This window comes from Bacillus sp. JJ1533, assembly GCF_036965045.1.
Lineage (GTDB): Bacteria > Bacillota > Bacilli > Bacillales > Bacillaceae_L > Ferdinandcohnia.
This window is the reverse complement of the sequence record NZ_JBALOV010000036.1, coordinates 43,898-62,329: the sequence shown is the minus strand read 5'-3', so window position 1 is coordinate 62,329 and position 18,432 is coordinate 43,898. Positions and strand designations below refer to the sequence as shown.

Here is an 18,432-nt window from a genome sequence, read left to right as displayed (position 1 = left end):
ATGAAACAATTTTTGATCGGACTAGGACTTTTATTCGTATTAGCACTTCCCCCGGTTGCTAATCTCTTGGAGTCTATCATGATTATCCATATGCATATGCAAATGCCTTCAATCGTAATTGCAGGATTCCTAATGGGAAAACTATTTCAACAAAAATTCCCTCGTTTTTTTGAAAAATGGAATCAAGACGGAATCCCCGGGATATTGTTATTCATTGTAATCATGGTGTATTGGACTATACCGAAAACGATGGACGAGACCTTAACCATAACAAGCATGGAAGTTTGGAAGTTTTTAAGTCTATCTTTGTTAGCAGGTGTTCCGTTACGTGATAGCTGGAAGAAACTCACAGATCGTGCAAAAAACCTAGTGTTTATCTTTTTCACCGTGAAGTACTTAGGTATGGGTGTATTATATATCAATATAAATAATCAATTATGCAATAATTATCTCGTAATCGATCAAATTACCCTAGGGTGGGGATTTATTACAACAGCGATTTGTATCATAATCTATCTGGTTTATACTAATTTTACAGACCAATCAATATATAAGAATAGTTAAGAGAAGCTGCTGGTGTGGCTTCTTTTTTTGAGGATAAAACTCTTTCGAGCGACGAGATATTAATTGACATCTCAAAAAATAAGGTTCAGAATAATACCAATATAGACAAAAAGAGGGTGTAAAAGTTGGCAAAACGATTTGAGACAAAATTAATTCATAGTGTGAAAAAAGGTAATCTACCCATACGCAGTAAGATTACTCCAATTTATCAAACATCCGCTTTTACCTTTGATAACCTTGAAGATTTAGAGGGTTACTTCCAAGGTGAAGGAAATTATTTATATTCCCGTACTGGAAACCCAAATCCGGATGAGTTAGGCCAAATGGTAGCAGCCATTGAAGGTGCACCAGCAGGTATTGCAACTTCTTCGGGATTATCAGCCATTTTAGCGGGGATCCTGTCTGTTGTGAAGAGTGGAGACCATATTGTCGCAGCAGATGATGTATATGGTGGAAGTTTCCATCTTTTACATGAAGAGCTAAGACAATTTGGAGTTGAAACAACCTTTGTTTCTTTCGCAGACCTTGAACAAGTAGAGAATGCGATTCAGTCAAATACTAAATTACTCTATACGGAGTCCATTACCAATCCGCTTTTACGTGTAGAAAACCTACCAGCAGTTACCGAACTTGCAAAACGTAACGGTTTAATCACTGTGGTAGATAATACGTTTGCCACACCGTATCACTGCAACCCCTATGAGCTTGGTGTAGAGCTAGTCGTACATAGCGCAACTAAGTATATTGGGGGACATAGTGATGTAACCGCCGGAGTAGTTGTAGGAAGAGAAGATTTAGTAGAAAAAGCCCGTGCAAAAGTTACTAATCTTGGTGCAAATGTGAGTCCATTTGAAGCATGGCTAACGACTCGTGGCTTAAAAACATTAGCCGTTCGTATGCAAGTGCAATCTTCAAATGCACGTAAGCTTGCAGACGCTTTTCGCAGCAACCCAAATATTGCAAAAGTATATTATCCGTTTGAGGAAGAAGCAACAGGTTATGGAGCAATGGTAACAGTAGAACTTGCGAAGACTGTGGATGTAAGCCAGTTCTTCAGATCAATAGGTTGGGTTAAACTTGTTCCAACATTGGCAGGGGTGGAGACAACTGTATCTCATCCGCTTAAAACATCGCACCGTGCGTTGCCACCAGAAGCACAGGAAGCTTTGGGAATTACAAATGAACTTGTGCGGATCTCAGTTGGAATCGAACATTACGAGGACATTATCTCTGTCTTTGAACAGGCCATTGAAAAATCCTTAAAGTAGGTAACAAGAGTATCCATGAAGAGTGGGTACTCTATTTTTAAACAAACGATTGTTTGAATGGGCAAGCTCATGGGGCTCAACGGTTAAAATTCAAACAAACATTTGATTAAATTCAAAAAGGGATAGACAAGAAGGATGCAAATTAAGCATCCTTTTTCTATAATAATTTCCCCAGTTCATCAGTTGTATAGTTACCGCTTATTCCCGGTTTATCTTCTAGATAACGCAAGGTTTCTTCCTTAGAATAATATTCTTTTAGACCTGTAATAATTGTTTCTAGATATTCATTAGAAGGTTTATTAAATTGGACATCATTCATATCCCAAGGGGCAGTAAACGTAAATATCGGATAGCCATTCTCATCGCCGAGATATAGGATTTTTCCATACCAAGCCCTTTTTCGGAAAACCATCGCTCCGGACTCTCTTACCTTTGTTAAATCAATATCAAACTGGATTCCGCTATTCTCCTGTTTTAATACATCCAAAAATTGCTCAGAAGTGATCAAATATTTTTTACTATAGGTCATTGCTTTCTCGTTTTTAGATCCATCTATAAAAGCAACACCCTTCGAATCCCATCTTCCGGCTTCCTTTGCAAAATACAATGGGTAAGGAATCGTAAACATTCCTTCATCGATTGGGGACGATGTGTCTCTACACCCTACCTCCGTTTCATTAGAGCCCTTTGGACGGCCACCCTTTATATAACATAGAAATCGGTCTCTGTTGATATTGGATCCATAGCTTGCATACCATACATAATCTTTCATAAAATCACCTACAATCATTTATTATTTATTTAATATCTATCATGATTTAATTGCTGCTTTATTCGACCATTTTCTACTCATTTCCCAAGCAATAATTGTTTATATGTGTGGGAATATGGAGTAGTTTGTAGAATTGAAACAGGTTGAATTTCAGGCTACATGGAACCATGTTGACCGTCCCTTTGGTTCCTAATGCCAAATTTCTTTATTCGGTATTGTAAGTTTTGACGGCTCATTCCGAGTGCCTCAGCAGTTTTTGTGACATTAAAGTTAAATTGCTTTAGGACTCGTTTTATATATAAGATTTCGGCATCCTCCATGTATTTGTTTAACGGTCGAATGTCAGTTATTTCAATGTCTTGAGGGTTTGGTGTCTTTGCAGCATCCGATTTGGAATTTGTCTTTTTTCGAAAATGCAAGGGGAGATGATTATAGGAAATGGTATCCTCATAAGTAATGACATTCAGTGCTCCCTCAATAATATGCTCTAACTCCCGAACATTTCCTGGCCAGTCGTATTGCATGAAAATCTGTAATACTTGATCGTCAATTTTCGTTACATTCATTCCGAATAGATGATTATACTTTTCTACAAAGGTAGACGCAAGCTTACGAATGTCTTCCTTCCGATTCCGTAGTGGCGGGATAAATAGCGTTACAACACTTAGTCTGTAATATAAGTCCTTGCGAAGTCGTCCTTCAGATATTGCATCAATGGGGTCCTCGTTCATTGTTGCAAGGATGCGAACGTCGACTTTTTTATCCTTCGTGTCGCCAACCCTTCGGACTGTTTTTTCTTGGATGACACGAAGAAGCTTAGCTTGTAATGCTGGATTCAATGAATTAATCTCATCTAAAAGTAATGTCCCACCATTTGCTTGCTCAAATAAACCGGGGCGATCAACTGCCCCAGTAAAGGCACCTTTTTTTGTTCCAAAAAGGAGACCTTCGATTAAATTATCGGGCAAAGCGGCACAATTTTGAGAAATAAAAGGGGCGGAAGACCTGCTGCTTCCATTATGAATGCTTTGGGCGAAAAGTTCTTTTCCAGTTCCAGTGTCCCCTATAATGAGAACAGAGGAGCTTGTCCGGGTTGCTCTTTTACTAGCCTCAATTACCTCTGAAATGGCTGCACTGCTTCCGATGATGCTATCAAATGTATAATGGGTATCACTTTTTCGATTCATATTTTCACGAAGTAGCTTTTCGAGCTTTGTGACATCACGAGCAATTTCCATCGCCCCAATTTGCTTTCGTCCATTCATAATCGGGATGGTGTTGTTTATAGTTGTAATTTCCTGACCGCGATTATTGTAATACGTTTGTTTTGCGTTTTTTATAGGCTCACCATTCTTAAGAGCTTGGAGCAATGTACTGTCCTCGTTTTTATCAAACGAAAAGACATCAACAAGTTTTTTGTTCAGTACGTCATGTTGATTCATCCCTTCAATTTGAGCCATTTTTTGATTATAAATAATGGTAGTGCCCTCTAAGTCTACAACATGTATGCCCACGTCAACTTCATTGACTAACTGTTCAGTTGCTTTGTTTTTTAAAAGCTCTACCTGCCTCATGTCATCGCCACCTTTACTTACCTTTATTATAAGAGAAATAAATGAAAGCGCATATCGTTTTTGCGGTTTTTAGTAAACAAGAAAAGAATTTTTGCATAAAATTTAGTGTAAAGCAAATATTTTTTGCGTTTTATGTGTTGCGAATGAACAGCTGTAAATTTTTTTATTATTAATAAGTGGTTTTTGTTAATGCGAAACTTAGTTACCATACGGTATTAAGGCTGAAATAGGGATTTTTTCAAAAAGTTTGGCATGATACTTGCATAAGATAAAAGGTAGGAAGCAATTCTTTAGGGATATACGAAAATAGGAGGATTAATAGATGACTCATACGAAATTGAACTCAAAAGCAATCATTGAACAAACAGAAAAATTTGGAGCAAATAACTATCATCCACTGCCAATCGTGATTTCAAAAGCAGAGGGTGTTTGGGTGGAGGATCCCGAAGGCAATAAATACATGGATATGTTAAGTGCGTATTCTGCAGTGAACCAGGGGCACCGTCATCCTAAGATTATTCAAGCCTTAAAGGATCAGGCTGATCGCGTAACATTGACATCACGCGCATTTCATAATGACCAGCTTGGCCCTTGGTATGAACTTATTTGTAAAATAACAAATAAAGAGATGGCTCTTCCGATGAACACGGGAGCAGAAGCAGTTGAAACAGCGATTAAGGCAGCGCGTAGATGGGCATATGATGTAAAAGGGGTAGAGGACAATCAGGCTGAAATCATTGCTTGTATTGGAAACTTCCATGGGCGAACGATGACCGCAGTATCCCTATCATCAGAAGAGGAGTATAAGCGTGGATTTGGTCCAATGCTGCCAGGTATTAAACTGATTCCTTATGGTGATATTGACGCCCTCAAGAATGCCATAACTAAAAACACAGCAGCGTTTCTGATTGAGCCGATTCAAGGGGAGGCTGGTATCATTATTCCTCCAGAAGGGTTCCTTAAGCTAGCTTATGAGACGTGTAGACAAAATCAGGTTCTTTTTATTGCGGACGAAATTCAGGCTGGACTTAGCCGTTCTGGAAAAATGTTTGCATGTGAATGGGATGAAGTAGAACCTGATATGTATATATTGGGTAAAGCGTTAGGTGGCGGGGTGTTCCCAATTTCCTGTGTGGTCGCAAATAAAGATGTGTTAGGTGTGTTTAACCCAGGTTCACATGGTTCTACATTTGGTGGAAATCCAATGGCTTGTGCTGTGTCCATTGCCTCAATGGATGTATTAATTGAGGAAAATCTAGCCCAACGTTCACTTGAACTTGGCCAATACTTTCTTGAACGATTAAAAGAGATAAAAAACCCAAGGATTAAAGAGGTTCGAGGTCGCGGTTTATTTATTGGAGTGGAGTTAACTGAAGCTGCTCGACCATATTGTGAGGCATTAAAACAAGAAGGACTGCTGTGTAAAGAAACGCATGATACGGTTATCCGATTTGCACCACCTTTAATCGTAACGAAAGAAGAATTAGATTGGGCGATTGAACGAATTGAGAAGGTTTTAAGATAAAATGAAAAAGGATCAAGACTCGTTTGTTTTGATCCTTTTTTGTTCGTTAAGGCATTTCATCTTCTTTTACTCGGTTTTTAAAGGCTTCATGAGAGACAATGCCTTCCATTTGTTCAAATTGTCGACTATGGTCTTTTTCCTCGCTTATGCTGTTCTTTGGAAAATTGCCAGGATGTCCTTTTTCTTTATGGTTAAAGCCTTTTCCACGACCCATATCCATCTCTCCTTTCATATGCTTTCCTACGTAGTTTTTGCATTCATGTGTTTTGTATGTATTGTACTTTATTTGAGGAAAGGGGAATTAGTCCTTAACTAAGAGGCATATGATTGGATAAAAATAGGGGAGTATTAGCTAAGGAAGCCGGGAAAGAGGCATAGGTTTGGAAAAAACCAGGGGAGTCTTAATTAGGAGTGTTGGCAAAGAAGCATTTTATTGGATAAAACTAGGAGAATACTGACGTGGAAAGTCAAGAAAGAGGCATTTATCTGGATAAAATTGGGAGAATATAAGCTAGGGAAGTCGGGAAAAAGGCGTTTGTTTGGATAAAATTAGGAGAGTAATAACTCGGAAAGCCGAGAAAGAGGAATATGTTTGGAAAAAACTAGGGAAGTGATGGCTAAAAAGGCATCCAGTCCGAAAAAACTAGGCGAATCATAACCAGCAACACCAAGAAACCAGGGGATGTTCCCAAAATCATTTAAAAAGTGATTTTGAGGACATCCCTTTATTCTTGCATGTAGGATATACTAGTAACAGACTTTTTATAGTAAGGGGAGCTTTTGTAATGAACGAAAAAGACGCACAGTATTACATAACACATCTCGGGCTTGAGCCACATCCAGAGGGTGGATATTATAAGCAAACATTTGCTTCAGAAACGATGATTGATACAAAGCAGGAAAATCCAAGAAAACTGTATACGAGTATTTATTTTCTGCTGGGGTCAAAGGATATATCCCATTTACATCGATTACAATCAGATGAGCTGTGGTATTACCATGGCGGGAGCTCTCTAACCGTCCATATCATTGACGAATCAGGAGAATACAAAGAAATGCAGCTTGGGCTAAATCTTGAAAAAGGAGAGGTTCCACAGGTTCTTGTCCCGAAAAACGCGATCTTTGGTTCTTCCGTTAAGGAGGAAAATACCTTTTCGCTAGTGGGCTGTATGGTTTCACCAGGATTCGAATTTGAGGACTTTGAATTATTTACACAGGAGGAACTACTAAAGATATATCCGCAGCATGAGAAGGTCATTCGTACGTTAGCATTGGAGAAACAATAGATTGGAATAGTAAAAATATCGTTTTTCGATATATAACAGCAGAAATTCAAATTGACAAATTCCATTTAAACAAACGCTTGTTTGAATTTCAAAACGCATGTGGCCCTAAGTTTTGGCCGCTAAACAAACGCTTGTTTGAAATGAGAGTTGCAAAAAGAAACAGATTGTTTTGAAACCATATTTCAATACCTTTTTAAAGGCGCCTTTCCAATGTAATGGGAAGGCGCTTTTTCAATGGTTTAAAGCGTTTATTGTGCACCGGAGATTCTTGAGAAGAAAGCCGAACTTATTTTACATTATAGGTAGAATGAATTTTCTCAAAATGGAGGGGTTCGGATGAAAAGAAGAACGGCAGAGCCATATAAAATCAAGGCAGTGGAACCATTAGCAATGCTAACGTATGAGGAAAGAAAACAAGCATTGGAACGAGCTGGCTATAATACCTTTTTGATTGATTCACAAGATGTCTATATCGATCTCCTAACAGATAGCGGGACAAGTGCCATGAGTGATCGCCAGTGGGGTGCCCTAATGGTTGGAGATGAAGCCTATGCGGGGAGTAAAAGCTGGAAAAAGCTTGAGCAGGCAGTAAAGGAGATTTATGGATATAAGTATGTGTTGCCAACACACCAAGGACGAGGAGCGGAAAACATTTTATCCCAATTAAAAATAAAGCCGGGTGATGTAGTACCCGGGAATATGTATTTTACAACAACGCGTGCCCATCAAGAGCTAAATGGAGCGAGATTCGTTGATATTATTAATGATGAAGCACATGATTCAACGAATGAGCATCCGTTTAAAGGGAACGTAGATCTATCTAAATTACAGACTCTAATTCAAGAGGTAGGAGCAGAGCGTATCCCGTATGTTTGTGTTGCAGTAACCGTCAATATGGCTGGGGGACAGCCAGTCAGTATGGAGAACATGAGGGAAGTTTATAACCTCTGTAAAGCTCATGGAATTGATGTCATGTTCGATGCCACACGCTGTGTAGAGAATGCCTATTTTATTAAGGAACGAGAAGCGGGATATGAAAACCATCAGATTAAGGATATTTTAAAAGAGATGCTATCCTATTCGGATGGCTGTACAATGAGTGGAAAAAAGGATTGTTTAGTAAATATAGGTGGATTCCTTGCGATGAATGATGAGGAGCTTTATGCAAGATCACGTGAATTGGTGGTTGTATATGAAGGGATGCCGTCCTATGGCGGAATGGCAGGACGTGATATGGAAGCAATGGCACAGGGAATCTATGAATCTATTGATGATCATTATATCCATCATCGTATCCAGCAGGTTCGTTATCTTGGGCAGCAGTTGATTGATGCAGGAATTCCAGTTGTTCAACCAATTGGGGGGCATGCCGTTTATCTGGATGCAAGGCAATTTTTATCACATCTACGCCAGGAGGAGTTTCCTGCACAAGCATTGGCAGCAGCACTGTATTTAGATTCAGGTGTTCGGGCAATGGAAAGAGGGATCGTCTCGGCAGGCAGAAATAAGGAAACTGGCGAACATAACAAGCCAAAGCTAGAGCTCGTTCGATTAACAATCCCAAGAAGAGTATATACGAATAATCACATGGATGTCGTTGCTGATTCGGTGATGGCCCTCTATGAAAAAAGAAATCAGATTAGTGGGCTGCGTATGGATTACGAGCCACCTACACTACGATTCTTTAACGCGAGATTTTCACCACTTTCAGGTAATTCAAGGTTAATTGCAGAAGAATAGTATGGTAGCCAGCCCGTTTTTGATTATGGGCTGGCTGTTTTTTTTACAACCCTTTTACCAAATAAGGACGGTCATTTTCCCAATGAACATGAACCGGAAGATTGAAATAGTCTGAAAGAGTTTCGCTTGTAATAAGTTGATTGGTGTGTCCTGAAGCAAATACTGCACCATCTTTTAAAAGTAATGTTTTCGAAAACACGGGAAGAATTTCTTCCACATGATGGGTAACGTAAATAATCGTTGGCGAATCTTCTTTATTGGCTAGCCTTTCAATTGAATCTAATAATTGTTCTCTTGCGATAAAGTCTAATCCGTTGGTAGGTTCGTCCAAAATTAGAATAGACGGATCTGCCATCAAAGCACGTGCGATCAGCACACGTTGTTTTTCACCCTGAGAAAGAGTTGCGTAATCCCGGTTTGCGTACCCAATACACCCAAGCTCTTCAAGTAATCCAATTGCTCTGTCTCGCATTTCGTCTGAAGGTGTTTCATATAAACCGATGGATGCGAAGGCTCCACTTAAGACGACCTCGAACGCATTGTCAGTTGGGTAGAATTTTTGCTGCAAAGAAGAGGAAACAAAGCCGATATTCTTTCGAAGCTCCTCACCAAGATATACCTTCCCAAATTGAAACCCAAGGACCGTTACATCGCCACTTGTAGGGAAATTGTATGCATTGATTAAATCCAATAATGCCGTTTTTCCAGAACCATTCAGCCCGTAAAGCACCCAATGCTCGCCTTGTTCAACTTGCCAATTAATATTCTGTAGAATAAGCGCATTATCGCGCCGTAATGTAACATCCACTAAATCCAAAACCACAGTATCCCTCCTTCATTAATAAAATAATAATATCAAATAATTCAGATAAAAGTGAACCTAGAAGATTCGCAGAGTGAAGGAAGGACAGGGCCAATACATAATCCCTTTACATAATCTTCACAGGGAATTTACAATGCTTGTTTATAATTTTAATTATATAGGTAAAAAGACATGGAGTTTGGGGGTTCTACACTTGGTAAAAAGGTTGCAGAAAGTAAAATTGCTAGACAAAGAGAACACTTCTAGAAATGGTTTTATACAGAGATTCTTACAAAGAGTAAACTTAAGTGCAAGATTATTTATCCTGTTTGTTTCGTTACTTGTAATATCTGTTGTAACGGTTGGAACAATCTCATACGTTATGGCCAAAGATATGACGATTGAAACAATTGAAAATCGATTAGTCCGTGAAGCGGAATTAATGGGATATATAGCAGAAAGCTTAAAATTTGTTTATGTAAGTGAAGATGATTATTTTATGCAACAGATAGACGGAAATGTTCGGATGCAGCAAAAGAAGCTTGAAGGAGATGGGATTAAAGCGGATTTCTTCTATATTCAGGATCAAGAAGTAATTCCCTTCAAGGTAAGTAAAGATGCTATTCCGGATTTTTCGGAAAAAACAGTTACAGAACTTGTTGAACGCAAAAATGGTGTCATTCATGAAAAAATTGATGGAGAAGATTACACGATTTCGTTCCTTAGGATTAAGGAGATAGGAGGAATTTATGGAATCCTTATCCCGACGAAATCCTATACGGGTCCAATCGACCAGATGGCCTATTTTACATTACTAGTGATGGCTGTCAGTATCATTGTGATGACGGTCGTGATTATCCTATTAGTACGTACAATCGTAAAACCATTAAGTGCATTACGTAATACGATGAAAGAAGTAAGGGATGGGAATCTCAAACACTCAGTAGATATACGTACAACAATTCCTGAAATTACTTCATTGCATAAGAGCTATAATGCGATGATAGATCAAATGAGAAGTATGCTGAATGAATTGAGGACTTCAACGAAAGAATTGGAAACAACGGGTGATGAATTAAATGTTACATCTCGGGATGCGCTTGAATCTAGTCATCAGTTAATCTCAGCGATTGATACAGTAAGACAAGGTGCAGAGCATACAGCAAGCAGCTCTGAGGAGAGTGCCCTTGGCTTTAAGACGATGTCAAATCGGATAGTCGATATTATAAAAAATATGGAAATTGTCATTGGCAGCTCAAAGAATATGAATCTTTCAGCTGAGCGCGGTGAAGAAAATATGGGACAGTTGATTTCGACAATCCAATCATTTGAAAGTGACTTCAATCGTCTCACAAAAACAATTAGAGAAGTGAAAGACTATTCACTGGAGATTACATCTCTTGTGGAGTTGGTAACGGAAATCGCGAAGCAAACGAAACTATTAGCTTTAAATGCAACCATTGAAGCGGCACGTGCAGGTGAAGCCGGAAAAGGGTTTGCCGTAGTGGCACAAGAGGTTCAGAAGCTTGCCGAGCAATCTACAAAAGCGACAGACGAAATTACAAATGCGATTTCAAAAATGGAATCTATAACATTATTGGCTTCAAAGGAATTTGACCAAATGCTAATCCAAATTAATTCCAACCTTCAATTGGCGAATGATTCAAAAATCTCGATTAATGAATTGATGCAAGGAATTTATGAGGTAAGTGGAAACATAGAAGTGATGCAAGATGAATTAACGGGGCTCGAAAGTATTGTACCTGAATTACAGCAATCAGTAACTCAATTCTCATCTGTATCACAGGAGACATTAGCAAGCGCCGAAGAAATGTTAGCCTTTAGTGAAAGTCAAATTCAGCAAATGGAAAATACAAACGGGGTAGGAAAAAGACTACATAATCTGTCAAAGTCGCTATCAGAAATCACTCAACGCTTCAGTGTTAGGTAGGTAAGTTTTTAGGGTCATTCGACATCATCAGATATTGAATGGCCTTTTGTGCTAGCGGAACTTTTTGAGGTATACTTTATATAAAGTTTTTTGAATAGGGGAGTTCGGCTATGGCTTTTAAAAAGGTTCGTTGGGGAATTATTGGTTGTGGAAACGTGACAGAAGTGAAGAGTGGTCCGGCATTTCAAAAAATCGCAAATTCTGAGTTAGTTGCGGTGATGCGAAGAACGGGAGAATTAGCGAGGGATTATGCCGAAAGACATCATGTGCCGAAATGGTATCAGAATGCCGATGAGCTTATCCAAGATCCAGAGGTGGATGCCATTTACATCGCCACACCGCCGGGATCTCATAAAGAATATACACTAAAGGCTGCACAGGCTGGGAAGCCAGTATATGTTGAAAAACCAATGGGGCGAAATTTTGAAGAATGTTTAGAAATGATTAAAGCCTGTAAAGAGGCAAATGTTCCGTTATATGTCGCATATTATCGTAGAGGACAACAAAGATTTTTGAAAATAAAAGAGTTACTTAATAATGGGGCTGTAGGGGAAGTGCGTTTTGTGTCCACCACACAATATCGCAAGGCAAAAGAAGACCCTACCAACCTACCATGGAGAGTGCAGCCTAAATTAGCTGGTGGAGGGTTGTTCTTTGATTTAGCAAGCCATACCCTTGATATTTTAGATTTCTTGTTAGGACCGATCAAGGAAGTTCGCGGTTTTGCTTCAAATCATGGCGGTCTTTACGAAGCAGAAGATATTGTAACAGGTACCTATTTATTTGAAACAGGTATACATGGTGTTGGCAGTTGGTGTTTTACCGCGTTTCAAAATGAAGACATCAATGAAATCGTCGGCAGTAAAGGGAAACTGACTTTTTCAACTTTTGGAGATGAGCCAGTTGTGTTAACAACCGAGAACGGAACAGAAGAGTGGAGTTTTGAACGCCCTCAGCATGTTCACCAACCACTTGTGGAAACCATTGTTGCTGAATTGACTGGCAAAGGCGGTGTTTGCCCAAGCACTGGAGAATCAGGTGCCCGTACAAATTGGGTAATGGATGAGATGGTGAGAGGGTATTACGCAGTTAAATAATGGTATAAAAGGCGTCCGTTATAACGGTCGCTATTCTTTTTGCCAAAAAATATTTTAAAAGAATGAAAATATTATATAAGTTACATGCCCCATTTACGACAAGATTGTGATAAAATAGTTGATATTATTATCAGAATAATATAAGATTTTTGATTAATACTAAAGATTTATATTAAATGAAAGCTGGGATTAACATGACGACAGATTTTAAACTTGACATCACCCTTACAACTGAGAAAAAGGAAATACCTCCTTTTGACCAGTTGGTATTTGGAACAAGCTTTACTGACCATATGTTTATGTGGGATTACACGGAAGGCAGGGGCTGGCATGATGCTCGAATTGTTCCATATCAATCCATTCCATTAGATCCTGCAGCGACTGTGTTTCATTATGGTCAATCCGTATTTGAAGGATTAAAAGCCTATCGTACAAAGGACGAGGAAATTCTATTATTCAGACCGGATCAAAACATGAAAAGATTCAATAAGTCAAATCTTCGTTTAGTCATGCCGCAGTTTGACGAGGAATTTGCCCTTCATGCTTTGAAGAAGCTAATTGAAATCGATAGAGACTGGGTTCCAAATCATCCAGGAACTTCATTGTATATCCGACCATTCATGATTGCTACGGAAGCACATCTTGGCGTCGATCCGGCTAAAAACTATAAATTTATGATTATTTTATCCCCAGTAGGTTCTTATTATAAAGAAGGTATCAATCCTGTAAAAATTGCAGTAGAAAATAAATATGTTCGTGCCGTTTCAGGTGGAACAGGTGATGCGAAAACAGCAGGTAACTATGCTGCAAGTTTATTAGCATCAGAAATAGCAGGTGAAAACGGCTATTCACAAGTATTATGGCTTGACGGTAGAGAGAGACAATATATTGAAGAAGTAGGTAGCATGAATATCTTCTTTAAAATCAATGGAGAAGTTGTTACGCCTGAATTAAACGGTAGTATTCTTGACGGAATCACTCGTAAGTCAATTATTGAACTCTTAAAACACTGGAACATCCCAGTAACAGAACGAAGAATTTCGATTCATGAAATTCAAGAGGCTTATAATGAAGGTATTCTTGAGGAAGTCTTCGGAACTGGAACGGCTGCTGTTATTTCACCAGTAGGAGAGCTATTCTACAATAATGAAAAACTAACCATTAACAACGGAGAAACAGGAGCTTTATCGAAAAAACTATACGACACCATCACAGGTATTCAAAACGGTACAAAAGAAGATGTGTTTGGATGGACTGTGAAACTTTAAAATTACGAAACAGTGTCTGCCCGATGGTAGACACTGTTTTTTTTACAAGGTGAATATTCTTAACGTTAGTTAAAGTCATTCAATTAAATATAGTAATCAAAATCTGTCTAAAAGAATACCAACCAATAAATATAAGAAACGAGAAGCAGACCAACATAGGTCCATGATAGGATGCGTTTCCAAGTTTTTGAGTAGAAGGTTGTAAATAGAAAAGTGATAGGTACGAGTGTCCAAGGAAGTAAGACTAATAGACTTAGTAAAAACACCCCAAACGAGGTTCCAAGTGATTTAATTTCAAAGGACATTTGAGCCAGGTAAGCTGATGCTCCTAATCCAATAGGGGAGACTAAGAGTAGCAAATATATTTTCAGCCGGAATGTTGAGAAAAATATGCTAAGAGATTCAGATTCGTATATGCTGAATTTAAAATGTGAGAGTGGTTCGCGAAGTTTTTCAGGAACTAATTGCATAATCATCACTCCTATTGAAATTGGAATCGAGTGCTAGTAAAAAATGAATCTATTTATTATACGTAATTATATAGTAAAATGTTTTACATTTATACTATAATATTCCATTTTACGATAATTTATATCTCTTATTTATCTTATAGAAATAGAGGGCCAACCCGTGTAAGGGCTGGCCTTAAATTTATTTCAGATCAATTTCTGTTTCTAAATCCGAAAATACTTCGTAGGTAGCATCATACATCAAAAATTGTGAGGATTCCGGATTCTTTACTTTCGGATATGTTACTTCAAAAAGACTATCTTGTTGCTTAAAAGAAATGGCCTCATACTCAATGTCGTTATTGCGGTCTTTTATAATCGGGAAGATTGGCAATGATTTGTCCATTTCATAATAAACAATTGTCTCGCCAGGCTTATCTTTAATTTCAGCCACTTTAATCTTCGAATCAGTTTCCAAAATGGCCCCTTGATTAAATGGGGAGGTAATGTCATTCGCTATATATCCGTTGTTAACTACCTCTCCTCCCTTAAAGGTGATAATATAAGGAACTATTCTATAGATATAGGAGTTGCTTTTTCTTGGAATTTCAACTTTTTCATGTACCATTAGTACAGAAGCATTTAAGTCAAATGAATCATTGCTGCTCCTTCTATTGTAATTGTCTAGATACACAGTTCCGTCAGGTCCAAGAGCAACAACCGAAATGTCAAAGTGACTTAAATCTGAATATGATTTTTCCAATATAAGTTTTGTTTCCGTGTTCAAGACTAATTTAGAAGGAGTCAGGTGTGCTTGAACGACGGAAAGATAATTTCCTTGATCATCTTCTTTTGAAGTAAGGCTTGATTTTTGAATAGATTCTTTGTCCTTTTCTAACTCAAAACGAAACGACCAATTTCCCTCAACATTATTGATTGATACGATTTTTATTTCAATTTCAGGGTTGGTTGGAAATTCTTTGGAGGTTTCAAAGTGAAAGATACCGCCTTGTCTGGATAAGTCTTCTGTCTTCAGCCCACCAGAGCCCGAATCACCTCTATATTCTCCATTAACATACAATTCAAATGAAATATTTGCCTCACTGTGAGCGCCTAAAACTGAATTAGGGTCTTCGACACGATAAGATAACGCCATCTGTTGGCTGTCAAGATACCCTTCCTCAAGAACTACTTTTAATCCTTGATCCTCTGATTCTACCGATAAATTCTTTGTTCTTCCTTCCAATGCCATTCTCTTAAGTCCACCGTCTCCGACATTATAAAAAATACTCTCCGTATATGGAATACTCTCCGTTTCTTGTTTTCCGCTAATTTGCCCTTCTTTACCGGGTGCTCCAAGATAGTAAGAGGTAAATAATAATCCTCCAATTGCCAAAATAAATAGGGAAGCAATACTAGCCATCACATTAGGTACTTGAAAAAAACGGCGTTTACGCTGTTTTTTTCCAGCTATTAGGGCTGTTTGGACAGTTTCATTAAGCTTTTCAGTAGGTACAGTAACGTGTTCTACCATACTTTTAATATCTTGATGAAGCTTTTCCATATGTATCTCCTCTGCTTTCAAGTTTTTCTTTTACCAATTGAAGTGTCCGATGTAATTGAGACTTAATGGTTCCCTCTGGTTTGCCGAGAATTTCAGAGATTTCGTTGATGGAGTAGCCATAATAAAAACGTAATAAAATTAATGTTTTTTGCTGTGGTTTTAGCTTTTCAAATATTAGCTCTATATCCATTGTCATTATTGAATTATTTTCTTCATTCTGCCCAGAATCCAACCAGTCCGTTTCGAGGGAAATCACCTTCTTAGACTTTCTTATATGATCGATAGCAGTATTTATAAGAATTCGGGTAATCCATGTAGAAAAATAATCAATCTCTTTTAATCTATCAAAGGATTTATAGCCTTTAATGATCGCATCTTGTACGATATCTAAAGCATCTTGCTCATTTTTTACATAAGAAAAGGCAACTTTATAGAGCTTTTCCTGCTCCTTTTTAATGAGTGCTTCAAAGGAATATTTATCGGAATTTGAACTCTTGTAAAACGATTTGAAAATAGACATTTGTAAAAGACCACTCCCTTCGTTCGCTTTTATTTTACTATTAACTTTACTGTATAGACATAATTGGTTAGCCCGGTTTTAATGACTGTCTCCTTATTAGACTTGGTCCAGGCTTTTTTCGTTCCATTGATTGCTATTATATTTTCGTGCCCTCGTTGAACTTACCGTTATGGTTGATGGAATGATTACGAGTTAATGGTGCCCTCACAAATCCTTAGAATAGTGGTTGAAGGTACAATTAGAGGTTAATCATACCCTCACAAATCCTCAAATTAGTGGCTGATGGTACGATACAGTCGCGCCTATGCGTCATTCAAAAGAACCATTCCACTTTTCGAGACTATATCCATTCCGAGTCCCAAAAATTTGCATCAGAACCAACATTATTAAATAATAGAGATAGCTAAAAATAGATGTAAGTAACTATAAAATTGGGGGTACAGACATTGGAAATAGGAATTAGTACTTTTGTTGAGACAACACCAGATCCTCGTACAGGTGAAGTCATCAGTCATGCGCAAAGAATCCGTGAGGTTGTCGAGGAAATCGTGCTGGCAGACCAAGTAGGCTTGGATATATTTGGAGTTGGGGAGCATCATCGGGAGGATTACGCAGCTTCAGCTCCTGCCATGGTACTTGCAGCAGCAGCGTCACAAACGAAGAATATTCGTTTAACTAGTGCGGTTACTGTTCTGTCTTCTGCGGATCCAGTTCGTGTGTTTCAGGATTTTTCAACGCTTGATGCCATATCAAATGGTCGCGCTGAAATCATGGCAGGAAGAGGATCCTTTATCGAATCGTTCCCGCTGTTTGGGTACGACTTAAAGGATTACGATGAGCTTTTTGAAGAAAAATTAGATCTATTGCTGCACATTCAAAGGTCGGAGAAAGTAACCTGGAAAGGGAAGCATCGACCATCTATCAATAACCGTGGAATCTATCCACGCCCTGTTCAAGATCCATTACCAATCTGGATAGGAAGTGGCGGAAACCAGGAATCAGTCGTTCGTGCAGGTTTATTGGGATTGCCACTCGTGTTAGCTATCATTGGAGGCAGACCGGTTCAATTTGCACCACTTGTTGAATTATACAAGAGAGCTGTTGCTCATGCGGGACATGATTTTTCGAAATTAGCAGTTGCCTCTCATTCTCATGGCTTCGTTGGAGAAACGATGGAAGAGGCGGCAGAAAAGTTCTTCCCATCTACTGCACAGGCGATGAGTAAATTAGGACAAGAGCGTGGGTGGGGACCTTATACACGTGAAAGCTTTGATTTCGCTCGTAGCTTTGAAGGCGCGTTATATGTAGGTGACCCTGAGTATGTTGCCAAAAAAATTATAGATTTACGTAAAAATGTAGGGGTTACTCGATTTATGCTACATTGCCCTGTCGGCACAATGCCACATGAAGATGTCATGCGCTCTATCGAACTATTAGGTAAAGAAGTAGCCCCACGCGTGAGAGAAGAAGTCGCAAAGTGGGAAGCTGAGAACAAAGGGAACTAAAAATATTGGAAAAAATATGAATAAGCGATGAAATAATTGGGATATTACTACTTGAGGTGAATAATATGAAAAAAGTAGTTATATCCCTGCTTGCTTTTGTCATCTTCTTCCCATTCCATGTCGGTGCACAAGCAAAGGTTGAATGTCCAAATGTGAGCCAATTAGAGAACACAACAATCATCTATAAAGATGAGCTCTTAAAGGCATTAGAAACCATTATCCCCCGTACGTTTGGGGATAGTGATTACTTAAATCACTATGCTGACTGGGAAGTCGTTACAGCACAGCCATTAGATGAAAAGGTGGCCAAGGAATATCAGATGTCTACCAATTATTGTGGACAAGAAGTCGCGGATAAGTCCTGGTTAGTATCATTGCATTTTCCTAGATGGGAAGGAAAAAGTGATATTGCATCAGATGGTCAAATCTTTGTATCCAAAAGCAAAGATAAAGGTTGGTTTGTCTGGTACAGAAATTAATGAACAAGGTGAACAAAAAAGTAGGGGCTGACTAAAAGGACAACGAAAGTTGAACTTTGAGGCATGCC

General features: G+C 38.6%; 17 protein-coding genes. 10 read left to right on the top strand and 7 right to left on the bottom strand.

Annotated elements, in window-relative coordinates; all coding sequences use genetic code 11:
* Both V7138_RS19745 and V7138_RS19740 read left to right on the top strand, forming a co-directional pair.
* A complete protein-coding gene (locus V7138_RS19745) occupies nt 1–564 on the top strand; it encodes a hypothetical protein (protein WP_335400741.1) in 564 nt (187 codons plus the stop codon).
* 125 nt (nt 565–689) lie between these two features.
* On the top strand, nt 690–1,832 hold the full coding sequence (locus tag V7138_RS19740) for a trans-sulfuration enzyme family protein (RefSeq protein WP_335400740.1): 1,143 nt from the start codon (nt 690–692) through the stop codon (nt 1,830–1,832).
* Nucleotides 1,833–1,989: 157 nt separating this feature from the next.
* Here V7138_RS19740 and V7138_RS19735 read toward each other — a convergent pair whose 3' ends face one another.
* Entirely contained in the window at nt 1,990–2,604 is a 615-nt protein-coding gene (locus V7138_RS19735) for a hypothetical protein (protein ID WP_335400738.1), read from the bottom strand.
* Between the two features lie 155 nt (nt 2,605–2,759).
* Complete coding sequence (locus V7138_RS19730; protein WP_335400736.1) at nt 2,760–4,178, bottom strand: sigma-54 interaction domain-containing protein; 1,419 nt, start codon at nt 4,176–4,178, stop codon at nt 2,760–2,762.
* 322 nt (nt 4,179–4,500) lie between these two features.
* On the opposite strand from V7138_RS19730, the gene V7138_RS19725 reads away from it, so the two are divergent.
* Nucleotides 4,501–5,703, top strand: coding sequence for an ornithine--oxo-acid transaminase (locus V7138_RS19725; RefSeq protein WP_335400735.1), 1,203 nt, complete (start codon nt 4,501–4,503; stop codon nt 5,701–5,703).
* 46 nt (nt 5,704–5,749) lie between these two features.
* Here V7138_RS19725 and V7138_RS19720 read toward each other — a convergent pair whose 3' ends face one another.
* Nucleotides 5,750–5,917 (bottom strand): hypothetical protein, encoded by a 168-nt coding sequence (locus tag V7138_RS19720; RefSeq protein WP_335400733.1) that lies wholly within the window; start codon nt 5,915–5,917, stop codon nt 5,750–5,752.
* Between the two features lie 571 nt (nt 5,918–6,488).
* Here V7138_RS19720 and V7138_RS19715 point away from each other — a divergent pair.
* Both V7138_RS19715 and V7138_RS19710 read left to right on the top strand, forming a co-directional pair.
* On the top strand, nt 6,489–6,989 hold the full coding sequence (locus V7138_RS19715) for a cupin domain-containing protein (RefSeq protein ID WP_335400731.1): 501 nt from the start codon (nt 6,489–6,491) through the stop codon (nt 6,987–6,989).
* A gap of 336 nt (nt 6,990–7,325) precedes the next feature.
* Entirely contained in the window at nt 7,326–8,729 is a 1,404-nt protein-coding gene (locus V7138_RS19710; RefSeq protein WP_335400730.1) for a tyrosine phenol-lyase, read from the top strand.
* A gap of 43 nt (nt 8,730–8,772) precedes the next feature.
* On the opposite strand, the gene V7138_RS19705 is transcribed toward V7138_RS19710, so the two are convergent.
* The gene (locus V7138_RS19705) at nt 8,773–9,552 is read right to left on the bottom strand and encodes an ABC transporter ATP-binding protein (protein WP_335400729.1); all 780 of its coding nucleotides are present in this window, start codon (nt 9,550–9,552) and stop codon (nt 8,773–8,775) included.
* A 193-nt stretch (nt 9,553–9,745) separates the two neighbouring features.
* Between V7138_RS19705 and V7138_RS19700 the strand changes: the two genes are divergently transcribed.
* From V7138_RS19700 to V7138_RS19690, 3 genes are all read left to right on the top strand, one after another.
* The gene (locus V7138_RS19700) at nt 9,746–11,482 is read left to right on the top strand and encodes a methyl-accepting chemotaxis protein (protein WP_335400727.1); all 1,737 of its coding nucleotides are present in this window, start codon (nt 9,746–9,748) and stop codon (nt 11,480–11,482) included.
* Nucleotides 11,483–11,592: 110 nt separating this feature from the next.
* Entirely contained in the window at nt 11,593–12,579 is a 987-nt protein-coding gene (locus V7138_RS19695; protein ID WP_335400725.1) for a Gfo/Idh/MocA family protein, read from the top strand.
* A 194-nt stretch (nt 12,580–12,773) separates the two neighbouring features.
* Entirely contained in the window at nt 12,774–13,847 is a 1,074-nt protein-coding gene (locus V7138_RS19690) for a branched-chain amino acid aminotransferase (protein WP_335400723.1), read from the top strand.
* 107 nt (nt 13,848–13,954) lie between these two features.
* On the opposite strand, the gene V7138_RS19685 is transcribed toward V7138_RS19690, so the two are convergent.
* The 3 genes from V7138_RS19685 to V7138_RS19675 form a co-directional block, all read right to left on the bottom strand.
* Complete coding sequence (locus V7138_RS19685; protein ID WP_335400721.1) at nt 13,955–14,317, bottom strand: hypothetical protein; 363 nt, start codon at nt 14,315–14,317, stop codon at nt 13,955–13,957.
* Nucleotides 14,318–14,498: 181 nt separating this feature from the next.
* The gene (locus V7138_RS19680) at nt 14,499–15,860 is read right to left on the bottom strand and encodes a DUF4179 domain-containing protein (RefSeq protein ID WP_335400719.1); all 1,362 of its coding nucleotides are present in this window, start codon (nt 15,858–15,860) and stop codon (nt 14,499–14,501) included.
* Nucleotides 15,835–16,380 (bottom strand): sigma-70 family RNA polymerase sigma factor, encoded by a 546-nt coding sequence (locus V7138_RS19675; protein WP_335400717.1) that lies wholly within the window; start codon nt 16,378–16,380, stop codon nt 15,835–15,837. The genes V7138_RS19680 and V7138_RS19675 overlap by 26 nt, the downstream gene beginning before the upstream one ends.
* A 446-nt stretch (nt 16,381–16,826) precedes the next feature.
* On the opposite strand from V7138_RS19675, the gene V7138_RS19670 reads away from it, so the two are divergent.
* Both V7138_RS19670 and V7138_RS19665 read left to right on the top strand, forming a co-directional pair.
* Complete coding sequence (locus V7138_RS19670; protein WP_335400715.1) at nt 16,827–17,885, top strand: LLM class flavin-dependent oxidoreductase; 1,059 nt, start codon at nt 16,827–16,829, stop codon at nt 17,883–17,885.
* Nucleotides 17,886–17,950: 65 nt separating this feature from the next.
* Nucleotides 17,951–18,364 (top strand): hypothetical protein, encoded by a 414-nt coding sequence (locus V7138_RS19665; RefSeq protein WP_335400713.1) that lies wholly within the window; start codon nt 17,951–17,953, stop codon nt 18,362–18,364.
* Nucleotides 18,365–18,432 lie beyond the last annotated feature (68 nt).

Excerpts from the sequence above, each read along its gene's own strand:
- V7138_RS19680 (WP_335400719.1), bottom strand. The coding sequence starts at position 15,860 with ATGGAAAAGCTTCATCAAGATATTAAAAGTATGGTAGAACACGTTACT.
- V7138_RS19665 (WP_335400713.1), top strand. The coding sequence starts at position 17,951 with ATGAAAAAAGTAGTTATATCCCTGCTTGCTTTTGTCATCTTCTTCCCA.
- V7138_RS19745 (WP_335400741.1), top strand. The coding sequence starts at position 1 with ATGAAACAATTTTTGATCGGACTAGGACTTTTATTCGTATTAGCACTT.
- V7138_RS19720 (WP_335400733.1), bottom strand. The coding sequence starts at position 5,917 with ATGGGTCGTGGAAAAGGCTTTAACCATAAAGAAAAAGGACATCCTGGC.
- V7138_RS19685 (WP_335400721.1), bottom strand. The coding sequence starts at position 14,317 with ATGCAATTAGTTCCTGAAAAACTTCGCGAACCACTCTCACATTTTAAA.
- V7138_RS19675 (WP_335400717.1), bottom strand. The coding sequence starts at position 16,380 with ATGTCTATTTTCAAATCGTTTTACAAGAGTTCAAATTCCGATAAATAT.
- V7138_RS19715 (WP_335400731.1), top strand. The coding sequence starts at position 6,489 with ATGAACGAAAAAGACGCACAGTATTACATAACACATCTCGGGCTTGAG.
- V7138_RS19710 (WP_335400730.1), top strand. The coding sequence starts at position 7,326 with ATGAAAAGAAGAACGGCAGAGCCATATAAAATCAAGGCAGTGGAACCA.
- V7138_RS19730 (WP_335400736.1), bottom strand. The coding sequence starts at position 4,178 with ATGAGGCAGGTAGAGCTTTTAAAAAACAAAGCAACTGAACAGTTAGTC.
- V7138_RS19690 (WP_335400723.1), top strand. The coding sequence starts at position 12,774 with ATGACGACAGATTTTAAACTTGACATCACCCTTACAACTGAGAAAAAG.
- V7138_RS19695 (WP_335400725.1), top strand. The coding sequence starts at position 11,593 with ATGGCTTTTAAAAAGGTTCGTTGGGGAATTATTGGTTGTGGAAACGTG.
- V7138_RS19725 (WP_335400735.1), top strand. The coding sequence starts at position 4,501 with ATGACTCATACGAAATTGAACTCAAAAGCAATCATTGAACAAACAGAA.
- V7138_RS19735 (WP_335400738.1), bottom strand. The coding sequence starts at position 2,604 with ATGAAAGATTATGTATGGTATGCAAGCTATGGATCCAATATCAACAGA.